Consider the following 12,727-nt stretch of genomic DNA (forward strand, 5'->3'; position numbering starts at 1 on the left):
TCCTACAATAATAGAATCTTTATTTCGTTTCCAAAATGTATCCTTTTTCAATAATTGGTTTCATATTTAGTTTCTCCTTACTTCAACTCCGCCAGTGTCAGCAAATCATTAAAATCGCTAACTTTATGGTAAACAACCGACTCATCCTTAAACATATCCTTAAAGAGTTTTTCTGCACAGCAAATCTTGTTCTTCTCAATCTCTTTAAGCTGCATAGAACTCATAGAACCTTTTGTTTCTGCAACAAAGAAAACGTGTTTTACTTTTCCTTTTTCAAAAACAATTGCCCAGTCAGGTGAATAATTACCAACCGGAGTAGGAATCACATATCCGCCCTTAGGCATCTTTGCATAAGTACAAATATTCGAGCTGGTATCAAGTTCTTTTACAAACTTCATTTCCACGCTGTCAGCTCCAGAACCATCTGTATTGATGTAATCCAAAATAGCCTTGCTTGCATGGAAAGTTTTCTCAGAATTATAATTAATCTTTTCAGCAGTAAAGATATCAGAATCGTAGTTGCCTTCAATCTGATTATAAGAAATATGGTCAACAATAATAGTTGATTTCTGCTCAAGAATAATTTCAATTACCTTTGCAATAAACTCTTCCGGGTTCATGTGGAACATTTCAAGCTTTTCAAAGGTTAAACCTTTCAAAATTGCAACAGCAGTCTTTCTTGTAATAGTAGCTCCCTGTGCAATTTTTCCAACAAGGTCATATTTAATAGAACTCTTATGAACTCTATTAATAGTTTTCTGGTCAGAGTTCTGAACATCAAAAGACTTTCCAGAACGGAGTTCTTCTTCTGTCATATTCTCTTTCTGAATACCAGTAGTAACTGTATACATCAAACGAGAAACAGCCAGAGTATGATTTATTTCACGAACACTGTTCTTAATAAGTTCCTCACTGTCAAACTGAACTGTATAAGAATATTTGTGATTAATCTTATCCCAGAGTTCTTTAAACTTAGCAAAGTTTGCCTTATTCAAATCATTCTTCAAAATCTTTGGCTTATTAGCGTCCCCAATCATGCTGCTGAATACAGAAGGATCAAATATTCCACGTATATACTTTTGAACATCTTCTGCTACAGCTTCCAGCTGTTCTGGCACAGGAGCCAATGTTCCGTTTTCCAAATCCTGATGATACTTTGGAGTAAGCTTATTATCAAAATCAAGGTAATCAGCTTTTACCATGTAATGATAAATCAAGTTTCCTTCTGCAGGAGTAATAGCACGAGTCTCGCCATTATCGTTTACAGGCTTACCAATAAAATAACCGGCACCAACAATAACAACTCTCTGTACCAAAGTCTCTTCAATTTCTTTTTGTAAATCAGCTGCAAAATCCTGATAGCTGTCGCTCGCAATAATAGTAAGTACGTTTACAGAATGAATATCATTTCCAAGAACAGAAATATCCTGGCGCACAAGATTCTTATCAACACTCAAACGTAAACCGCGTCCAATTTCCTGTCGCTTAGTTGTTGTACTGTCAGAATGTTTCAAAGTACAAATCTGGAATACGTTTGGATTATCCCAACCTTCGCGTAAAGCAGAGTGGCTGAAAATAAAGCGGGTTGGTTCTTCAAAGCTCATAAGTCTTTGCTTGTTTTTCAAAATCAAATCATAAGCAGAAATATCATCATCGCTTTCTTTTTCTTTAGAGTTCTTAATATGGCCGCTTTTCTTATCAATACTAAAATATCCTTTGTGAGCCTTAGAAGCATCAGAACACATCTCATCAAGATATTTTGAATATGCATCTGTATCAAAAAGTTCTCTTTGCTCTGCAAGAATCTCTGCATATTCTTCTTCAAACATCTTGCCGTATTCGCCTAATGTTTCGTTTCCGTCGTCATCGTATTGTCTGTACTTTGCAACTTCATCAATAAAGAAGAGAGAAAGAGTTTTAATTCCACGGTCAAAGTTTTGTCTTTCTTTTTCAAAGTGACTCTTAATTGTTTCATGAATCTGGATACGTCTCAAATCCTGTTCACTAACATCACCCTGAATCTGGTTGATATAAAGCTCTTTACCATTTAAGAAAGAAACACGACCTGTAAACTTATCTACATCAGTAATTGTGTATCCTTTGTACTGTTCCATTTCTCCGCTTAAAGCGTAAAGGTCATTCTTATATTGAGAATCTAAAAGCATATAAACACGCTTTGGAGTAGAACTTGATTTCTGTCTCTGTTCCAGCTCAATTCGTGCCTTTGGTCCTTCTGGTGTAACAATTACATCATTCAAATAAAGGTAAGCATCAACGCCCTTTAAGTTAGTAACCTTAAATCCCTTTACTTCAATCTTCTTTACAAGCTTTTCATTGTAAGCATCCAGTGCATCAAGTTTATAAATCAAATTGTGTTTTACTGCATGAGTAGCGGAGTAATTCAAAACAAAAAGCGGCTTAAACTTTTTAAGGGCATTCTGTGTTCTGTCACCACCCATTTTCTGCGGTTCATCCATAATAATAATTGGACGGTTTGCTGCAATTACATCAATCGGGCGGCGGCTTGCAAATTCATCACGCTTTGAATAAATAATACGGGCTTCCTTACTGTTTCCGTCTTCCTTCAAAGAAGCATTAAATGCCTGTGTATTAATAATCATTACATTGATATTTGCATCACTAGAAAAACTATCCAGCTGGCTCAGATTCGAAGAATTATAAATGAAAGTACGAGCCTTTTTTCCGTAAGCATCCTGAAAGTAATCTACAGTATCTTGAATACTTAAAAATACACCTTCACGAATTGCAATAGAAGGTACAACTATAATAAACTTTGTCCATCCAAATTCTTTGTTCAGTTCAAAAATAGTTTTGGTATAAACAAAAGTCTTACCTGTACCGGTTTCCATTTCAACATCAAGGTTGCAGCAGCCCATATTGTTTACAAGCTGTTCAGAACGTTGAATACCATTATAGTCCTGTACTGCATGAATATTTTCCAGAATCTGGTTAGCATTCAATGTAACTTCGGCATTGTTATAGCCTTCCATGGAAAAATCCATTTCCTGTTTACCCATATCCATGATATATGAACTTTTTTCCTGAAACGGCTGACTATATTTTTTCTTAAAAACATCAATTACAGAACGAACTGCTTCTTTCTGGTATTTAAGCTCTTTATAAACGTATTTCATTACAGCACCTTCCTTTTTGTATCTGGACTATAGGTATTAAAAATCTGTTCAAAGTTCATTGCTACGCTATCGTTAGCAATAGAATTATCCTTCATTACATAGTAATAAGGTTTCATTTTGGCAATTTCAGTAATTGTCTTGTCATCAATTTCTTTATCAAAGCAGGCAATCAAGAAGTTTTTATTCACCTTAAAAATCTGCTTTCCATTGATTTCTGAAATATCCAGCTTACAATCAAGCGGAACTCCAAGTTCAAGCATAACCTGAAAAAGCAAATCTTCATTGCTTCGATCTTCCTTAATGTTATATTCCAAATCATCAAACAAGCCAGGTTCGTAATCTGTTGGAGAATAATAAACATCTTTCATATTGGTTGAATCCAGCTTTAAGCTTCTAAAACCAATATCTATATTTTTTGCCTTTTCTCCAAACTCTTCTTTCAGTTTCTTTCCTGCAAGTCTGATTCTTTCTTTTCCAATCTCACAAAGATTATGAGGAAGTTTTTTATTATCCAGATATTTAATTGCATTCTGAATAATAGGCTTTGTAAAATTATTTGCCGTAGTTAAAGCATCATCAAGATTTTCCGGCAGCTGAACCATAATAAACTTTGTGTTAGATTCCGGCTTTTCAATATTAAGCCTCATTATTGATTCTGCTGTAGTAGCACTTCCAGAAAAGAAGTCCAGAACAGTTGCATCTTTCAAATCCATAAAAGAAGCAAGCTTTTGAATCAGCTCATAAGGTTTTGGATAACTAAAGCAGTCAGAACCGAACAAAGATTCTAGATAATTTTCTGCACCTCTTGTAGTATTACAGTCATCAATAATATTGTTTGGAATAACTTCTATAGTTGCACCAGGTCTAATCTTACTTCTAGGAACTCCGTCATATTTTGGAGCCTTACCAAAAGAAACATCTCCAGCCGCAATCAGTTTATCCATGTCTTCTTTGCTAATCATCCATTGGCGGGTCCATTCTACACCAGAAGGAGATTTAATTGTGTAATACTTTTCACTTTCCGGATTAGAACGTTCTTCATTAAAAGAAAGACTTCCACTAAACCAAGGCCCTTTAGGGTCATTGTCAGGATTCTTAAACTCATAATCACAAACTTTTTTCTCTACCCAAGGTTCAAGCATTGTTTTGTTTTTTGCATAAACAACAATATACTGCTGGAGCGTTCGTGACCAGGAATCTTTTTTACCTTTACCGTGAAGCCACATAAAAGTATTTACATAATTCTTTTCATTAAAGATTTCATTGCAGACTTTCTTTAAGTTCTCAATTTCGCCTTCATCTATACTGATAAAAATAGCTCCGTCGTCTGTCAAAAGGTTTCTGGCAAGTTTAATACGAGGATAAATCATATTAAGCCAGTCTGTATGAAATCGTCCGTTTGTTTCGGGATTTTGCTTTAATTTGTTTCCGTCCTTATCAATCTGTCCGCTAATTGCAAGGTATTCTTCATAGTCCTGTGCATAGTCATCTTCATAAATAAAATCATTACCGGTGTTATATGGCGGATCAATATAAATCATTTTGATTTTATTCAGATAAGTTTCCTGCAATACCTTGAGGACTTCAAGATTATCACCCTGTATATAAACATTATTTGTATCAAAGCTGCCGCCTTTACCGTCACGACCTGTACTTTCTTTTAAGTATGGTCTTAAAGTTGCAGACGTAGGAGCATTTACAATATTCAATGCTTTTGTTTTTTCAGGCCAGGAGAATACATATCTTTCAAAATTGTCTTCAGAAACAGAAGCGTTTATTTCTTTCATAAGAACTTCTTTATCAATAGTTCTTATTACTTTTCCATTTTCATCTACAGTCTCAGTTACTGCAGAAGGAAAAAGATCTGCGAGTTTTTTATAATTTTCATCAGCTGCATTTTTTGAATGCATTTTTAATTTATCCATTTATTAAATCCTTTATTCTACAAAACCTTACGCTTAGTATCTGGACTGTAAGTCTTAAAAATCTGTTCAAAATTTGCAGCAACAGCATCATTATCCATAGAGCTGTCACGAACTACAAAATAATATGGTTGTTTCTTTGCAATCTCTTTTACAATGTCATCAGTTACACCAGAATCAAAAGTAGCAATGAGGAAGTTTTCTTCTCCAACATTGAAAACAGTTACTCCGCCAATTTTTTCTTCATTGATTTTAGAAGAAAGTGGAACACCAAGTTCAAGCATTGTTTGGAAGAGTAAGTCTTCGTTTGTTCTATCACCTTTGATGTTGTCTATAAGGCCATCCAAGGTGGATTGTGTTACTTCTTCTGGATTGTAATAAACATCTTTCATGTTTGTTGAATCAAGCTTGAGAACTCGGAAACCAGTGTCTAAATCTACAGCGGTTAAAGCATTTTCTTCGCGGATTTTTGCCCCTGCACGACGAATACGTTCTTTACCAATTTCACAAATGTTTTTGAATCCTGCATTATAAAAATCTGTATTTTCTGCACAAGGTTCAGGTAATTGAACCATTATAAAGTGTAAATTTTGATTATCCTCTAAATCATTTTGCAAAACAGAATGTGCTGTTGAAGCACTACCTGAAAAGAAATCTAAAACAATAGAATTATCATCACAAACCAATTTAATTAATCTTTGCATTAATTTAATTGGTTTTTTACCATTTGGAAATTCTATCTCTCCTTCTTTTGACAAATTATTATAATCTATATCATCCCAAAGTGTTGTTAATTTGTCTAAATAAAAATATTGTGAACCTATTTTTTCTACAGCATCAGATAAAAACATCATCATTCTACGTTGTTCACCTTTATATAACACTTCAATTGTTTTGCCTTCATTTTTTCCTTTGATTGGTTCATATTCTAATCCATACATAGGATAATCAAATTCTTTTGTTTCTTTTATTACTGTTTGTCGTACACTACTTTGTGCGTTAGTTGTCTGGAATATTTTATCAGCATATTGATTATATACATCTTCTTCTGAAATACCTTTTTCTTTAGCGAAAGCTGTAATTGATTCAGTTCTTAGTGTTTTATAACCATAAAATTTCATATTATTTTTAGTATCTTCTTTTAATAGTACTTTGCCAGATAATTCAGCGACAACAGAAGTGTATTTCCAACTTTTACCTTGAATTTCATACGATTTTATTCTTTCAAATAGAGGGGTTTTAATATATACAGGGTTAAATGCGATTTTTGTTTTATCTTTTGCATAAATCAAAATGTATTCTGTTGCATTTTTTAAACTTTTTCCTTCTGAGCTTCCAGAAACTCCTCCGACTTTTGTTTTTACTGATATTAGATTTATAAAATTATCAGAACCATAAATCTCATCTAATAATTTATTAAGATTATCTACTTCATTTTCATCAATATGAATGAATATAATTCCATTGTCTGTTAGAAGATTTCTAGATAATTTTAATCTAGGATAAATCATATTTAACCAATCTGTATGAAATCTTCCATTACTTTCTGTATTCTGAACAAGTCTATTTCCATCTTTGTCAAACTGTCCGCTTTTTTCAAGATATTCTTCTGTAGATTCACTAAAATCATCATTATAAACAAAATCATTTCCTGTATTATATGGCGGATCTATATAAATCATTTTAATTTTGCCTAGATAGGTTTCCTGCAAAAGTTTAAGAACATCAAGGTTGTCACCTTCAATATAAAGGTTCTCGCTGTCAAAGCCTCCTGGCGTTCCATCTTTACCAACGCTTTCTTCTTTGCAAGGACGTAGAGTTTCGCTTATAGGGCTATTAGCTGCAAGAATAGCTTTGCGTTTATCCGGCCAGGTAAACTGGTAGCGTTCTTCTTTTCCATCAACAACTTTGCAGTTTATTTCCTGCATCAAAATATCTTTATCTATGCAATGCTCAATAATTGCATTTCCTTCTTCGTCATATCCAGTAATAGTTTCTGTCACTGCATTAGGGAACATGGCAGAAAGTTTCTTAAAATTTTCATCTGCAATATTTGCTGTCTTCATATTCAATTTATCCATTTTAGTCCTGCTCCTTGAACTTCTTTAATTCTTCTATATGTTTTTTTATGCTGTTTACTTGTTGCACTAATTCAAACTTTCGTCTTGGCTGTACTTCAAGTCGTGCTTTCTTTTCAATTGTTTCTAAGCTTTTTTCCAAAGCCTTAATGGTTTCGCTGCGTTCAACCGCATCCTGCAAGTCTTCATCAGCTTCTTTATAAAGATTGGTTCCGGCAATCTGAACAATAAAGTTTTCATAAACCTTATCTATATCAAGTCCGTTTATTTCCAGATTAAAGTCTTTTTCATCAATCCAGTCTGTATGATAATAAGCCGAAACCTTAAACTCATTATTTCCGCCCAGAGCTTCTTTTTTGTATCCAATCCATGCCTGAACTTCATTCTCAAAACAGAGAATAAAAAGTATATGATATGGAATCTCTCTGTCAATTTGTAATAATACATTTTGATTCAGGTCTTTACTATTAAGTTCTACTTTAAAAACTTCAATCTCTGTAACAGTCTTACCAGGTGCAAGATTCAATGTACTGGCAGCAATTTTATTATTCCAGATAATCTGCTGAATGTTCTCTGTAAACACTCGCTTCATTGCCGGAGTTATAGAGATATTGTCATAAAACTTCTGCTTTGGAATTCTTTTTGTAACAATGGTGGACTCTGGAAAACTAATCATTCATCATCCTCGTCATCTTCTTCATCAAATTTTTTAGATGTATTGTTGTTAGATTTATTTCCATAATCAAGGTTCACGTAATAATCTAAAATATCATCGGGGTCTTCTAAATCTTCTTCTTTTATGAATTCAAATTTTTGATTTTTTTCTTCGGGGTACCAGTCATCTATGCTTTCCCAATCACATTCCTCCTCAACCTCTGGATCATCCCATATTTTGGGAGCTTTCTTTTTTCTTTCGAAAAGCTTGTCACTATTATAATTAACAGGATTACCCATATCTAACATATTTGGGCCATCAAAATCCATAAAAAATTCTTCTGGATAATCTCTGAATGCTTTTGGTCTTGGTATTGCAAAACCTTTTTTATTTATTTTTTCGCAATATTCTATAACTTGTTTATTTCTATTTAGTGTATATTCAATACATTCAGGCGCATATATCTCTTGTGTATCTTCATCTGAAGTTTGATATTTATTCCCATTACTATGCTTATACATTTTTAATGAAAAAGTAGAATTTAAAATTTCATTTTCAAAAGAACCTGATCCATTAATTATTTCCCTAATGTCTTCTAGTAATTGTTTTAGTCTTTTATAAGAGTAGTTATGGTCTTCTATAAGATGTGATAGTTGAATATAAATAGATTTGTAGAGAGATTGGATGTTCTTTACATTTTTAAATTGTTCAGAAATATTCTTATATAATTCACGTTCACCAAATGTTTGTTCATCTGTAAACAACCATTTTGTAAATAAATAATGTTTGACAATATTATCTGAAGAAATAACTTTACCAGGAATAATTGTACTGGCTGCAATTTTGTACATATTTTCCAATTTTACCAATACTATTACTTGATACTTAATTGAACGATATACTTCTCTTACGATTCTATGTAAATCTGAGTGTACAAAAAGATTACCAATTTCAATATAGATAAAATGGATTTCATCATATCGAGAATCTGAATCTTTAGGTTTTGTTATATCCAATAAATCATAATTAATTGAAGCGTATAATTTACAATTCCGTATTTTATATTTTTCAATATCATTATTAGAAAATATTTTACTAAGAGGTATGTCTAAGTTCTTAACACAGTTTTCTGGTATTCCAAATTCCGTAAACATAAATTACCTCACAACAAAGAAACAAATAAGTTCAAAGTCGTCGAGACCCTTTATGTTGAAATTATTGATTGTGGTTCCGCCACTGTGGAAGAGGCTATCAATATCACTCATATCTTTAGTTTCAATAATAGAATCAATTGCTTTACTCAATAATTCAGAACATTGTTTCATGTTCTTTCCATTGCGAGTTTCTTTATTAAATATTGCACAAAGCTCTGTATTAGGAGTTGTTTTTCCTTTACACAAAAGGCGGATATTATCCAGCATCTTTTTTGCTTCAAGATGATTCAACTGAATTTCACCATCTTTCTTAATGTACACCATATAGAAAGGATGTAATCTGTTTTGATTCTTAATGTTTACAGAATTAGAACGATTCTTAAGAATAAAGATAATTCCTTCTGGTAATTCTTCTGTTTTCTGTACAACAGCATGAAGCCCATAAGGAGTATGATCCAAAGTATTTCCTTCGTCTCGGTATTGCAATAAGTCCAGACGGAACTCATTCAATCCCAGGTCCATAATTGAAATACCAGAATTCATTTCTTCAATATCAACAACTTCTTCCTTCAGTTTCTGAAGTTGTTCTTTACGGTAATCCAGATCTTTCTGTTCTTCTTCAAGAATGTTGTCATCAGCTGTAGCAGTCATATCAACAATTTTCATTCTTGTTTCTACACGGCCTTTAAGATTGATGTATTCATCAAGTGTCAAATCAGGCCAGAAGTTTACAAGTTGGATAACAGAATTTTTACTTCCGATACGGTCAATACGTCCAAATCTTTGAATAATTCGTACAGGGTTCCAGTGAATATCATAGTTTATAAGGTAGTCACAGTCCTGCAAGTTTTGACCTTCGCTGATACAGTCAGTTGCAATCAAAATATCAATACTTCTGTTGTCATTTGGATAAATTACATTCTTATCTTTTGATATAGGAGAGAAGTAAGTAAGTACAGCGTTTAAGTCACAGCGGAACTTATCAAGTGTAGATTTTCCTTCGCTTGTACCGCTAACCATTGCAGAGTTAAGAGAATATTTGTCTTTAGCAAACTTGCTTACATTGTCATACAAGTAATCGGCTGTATCAGCAAAAGCTGTAAATACGATTACCTTTTTATTTTCACCATTAATTGGATGCTCAATCTTATTTGAAATCATCTCTAAAAGCTTATTGAGCTTAGAATCTTTTTCAGGGGTAATATCAGAAATTAAATCCTCAAGTCCACTTAAAACACCAACATCATATTCCAAATCTTTGAGCCAGGTTTTATAGTCCATATCGTTCAAGTCAATTTTTACTTTCTTTCCGATTGTGAACATATCTGCTGCATTCTGGTCATCATCATCAATATCATCATCGTATGCTGAAAGATCAGTTAGATTAATTGATGAGTTCAAAGAGTTTTTATTAAGATCAAATTCATTAACAATTTTAATTGTCTGATTGATATAATACTTTACACGCTGCAATGTAAGTCTGAATGAATAAACAGAACTTTCAAGACGCTTCAAAAGGTTTATTGCCATAAGGCGGCGAATACCAAGTTCGCGTCCCATCTGGTCAAATCCACCAGCTCCAGTTTCATCATCCAGATTAAGGTCATATTTTGCACGCTTACTTGGGAAAATAAATAATGAAGGAACATAAACAGTAAGCTTCAATCTATTCAGTTCTTCAAAAATAATATTGAAAGTTGCATCGCTTTCAGAATCTGTTAATGGTGTCTGAACCGATATTGGATGTAATCTTGTAGGGAATGTTCCAATATCTTTTGTGTCGTAATATTTTTGAATATGTTTACGGCTTCGAGCGATAGTAACGCTGTCCAAAACTTCAAAGAAATCAAAACTTAATTGATTCAAAAGATTTTCAGTTGTTCGTTCTTCAGATGGAAGCTTGCTCCATCGTGTAAAGGCTCTTTGTGCCTGGGCAAAAATATCATCAATAGAACTTTTGGTATCAAGGCGTTCATCAAGATTTTCCGAAACACCTTCGTATGCAAGCGCAAGCTGATTTTTCAAATCAAGGAATCTGTTATTTACAGGAGTTGCACTAAGCATTAAGACTTTAGTTTTTACACCTTGCTTAATAACTTTTTCCATCAACTGCATATAACGATTTTCTTTTGTATTTGCATGAGTACCAATACCATTGCGGAAGTTATGAGATTCATCAATTACAACAAGATCATAGTTTCCCCAGTTTATAAAAGCCAGGTCATTTCCATTTGACTGTCCGTGTGTACGGTTTAAATCGGTATGGAATAAAACATCATAACGCAGTCTGTCATCTGCAATAGGATTATTCTTATAGTTGTTTTTGTAAATGTTCCAGTTATTAGCTAGTTTCTTAGGACAAAGAACAAGAACGCGGCTGTTACGGCTTTCATAATATTTTATAACAGAAAGTGCAGTAAAAGTTTTACCAAGTCCGACACTATCAGCAAGAATACAGCCGTTGTATTTTTCAAGCTTATTGATAATAGCAAGACATGCATCCTGCTGGAAGTTGTAAAGCTTATTCCAGATTGCGCTTTTCTTAAAACCAGTAGCTTCTTTAGGAAGAACATCTTCGCTAATATCTTCCAGAAACTCATTAAAAATATTGTACAAAGTAACAAAGTACAAAAACTCAGGGGCATTTTCGTTATAAGCATTTGTAATATTATCAATAATTATATCAGTTACTTCCTCAAGTTTGTCTTTATCATTCCATAGATTATCAAAAAGATTGATGTAAGCAGTAGAGATTGGAGCTTCAGTTTTCTGCACCATATTGTAAGCATTGTTACCACGCTCACAACCTAAATCTACAGTAGTAAAACCCTGTATTGGCATATAACTTTTATCATCAACATTGATAAAGCCAACCATATTTTCAGAAGTAGTATTGGTCTTAAAAGTTACCTTATTCTTAATCCATTCCGCACATTCTTTAGCAATAGCCTTTTGCGAAAGCTCATTACGAAGCTTAATCTCAAACTCAGTACCATAAAGACTACGCTCACGGTTCAATTTAGGAATATAGAACTCACGCTTTTCTTTCTTAGCTTTTTCTGTATTAAAAGTAGGAGAAGTAAAAATAAAACGCAGCTCATCAATGTTTCCCAGCTGCTCCTTCAATTCCTGATAAGCATAAATAGAAAAACAACTAGCTGCGATAGAAACTTTGCTATTAATTTTAATGTTTTGCTTTAAGTCTTGTGCCAGTGTTTTATTTACGTTATCTATCAGTTCCATGTTACAAATCTCTACCTATTATTATAGAAATCATTATAACATAAATAATTTACATAATCACATTATTTCTTACACTCTCCATTCTTCCCTCAACACAAGTCCCCCCCCATACTCGCTGACTATTCGTTACAATTCTCTTAAATCCTTTTTCCTGCACACGTATACTAAGTCACTTCTGACTGTTTATAGATTCATTATTTGTTATTTTTTCAAAAATTTTTAAACTTTTTTTCAATTTCATTTCCGAATTTTCATTGTCTGCGGATATATAATATATGTGGAAAAAGTAATTATGAATTGCATAGCTTTGGGGGACCCCTACCCGGTTTTAAATGAAAAACGGGAAATTGAATGCTTTATAGACGTAGAAGCATTGCACCTTTATAGGGTAGAAAATGGTATTTCAGAAAAGAAGAAAAAACTGCGCCTGCGGATTGCAGACGGCAGCATCTGGCTTCATTTTAAAAAGACTTCTGCCAACAACAGATTTACTGTTAGCGGGACTCTTTCTGGGAAAACT

The 12,727-nt window shown here is 33.3% G+C and carries 7 protein-coding genes; 1 reads left to right on the forward strand and 6 read right to left on the reverse strand.

Going from position 1 to position 12,727, the window contains the following annotated elements:
- Window positions 1-77: 77 nt before the first annotated feature.
- From T530_RS0108480 to T530_RS0108505, 6 genes are read right to left on the reverse strand one after another with little or no spacing between them, the layout of a single operon-like run.
- Complete coding sequence (locus tag T530_RS0108480) at window positions 78-3,155, reverse strand: DEAD/DEAH box helicase family protein (RefSeq protein ID WP_027728639.1); 3,078 nt, start codon at window positions 3,153-3,155, stop codon at window positions 78-80.
- Entirely contained in the window at window positions 3,155-5,080 is a 1,926-nt protein-coding gene (locus T530_RS0108485) for a site-specific DNA-methyltransferase (protein WP_027728640.1), read from the reverse strand. Before T530_RS0108485 ends, T530_RS0108480 begins: the two co-directional genes overlap by 1 nt.
- A 17-nt stretch (window positions 5,081-5,097) precedes the next feature.
- Window positions 5,098-7,158 carry a site-specific DNA-methyltransferase gene (locus tag T530_RS0108490; protein ID WP_027728641.1) on the reverse strand — a complete coding sequence of 687 codons (2,061 nt, stop codon included), beginning with the start codon at window positions 7,156-7,158 and terminating at the stop codon, window positions 5,098-5,100.
- A 1-nt stretch (window position 7,159) separates the two neighbouring features.
- Window positions 7,160-7,831: a DUF4391 domain-containing protein gene (locus tag T530_RS0108495; protein WP_027728642.1), complete on the reverse strand. Its 672-nt coding sequence runs from the start codon at window positions 7,829-7,831 to the stop codon at window positions 7,160-7,162.
- Window positions 7,828-8,964, reverse strand: a complete 1,137-nt coding sequence (locus tag T530_RS0108500) for a DUF4391 domain-containing protein (RefSeq protein ID WP_027728643.1) — start codon at window positions 8,962-8,964, stop codon at window positions 7,828-7,830. Before T530_RS0108500 ends, T530_RS0108495 begins: the two co-directional genes overlap by 4 nt.
- A gap of 3 nt (window positions 8,965-8,967) precedes the next feature.
- Window positions 8,968-12,207, reverse strand: coding sequence for a helicase-related protein (locus T530_RS0108505; protein ID WP_027728644.1), 3,240 nt, complete (start codon window positions 12,205-12,207; stop codon window positions 8,968-8,970).
- A 277-nt stretch (window positions 12,208-12,484) separates the two neighbouring features.
- On the opposite strand from T530_RS0108505, the gene T530_RS0108510 reads away from it, so the two are divergent.
- Window positions 12,485-12,727, forward strand: a 243-nt coding sequence (locus T530_RS0108510; protein ID WP_027728645.1) for a hypothetical protein, incomplete at its 3' end; no start/stop codon positions are given.

It is taken from the genome of Treponema sp. C6A8 (assembly GCF_000619925.1).
Classification (GTDB): Bacteria; Spirochaetota; Spirochaetia; order Treponematales; family Treponemataceae; genus Treponema_D.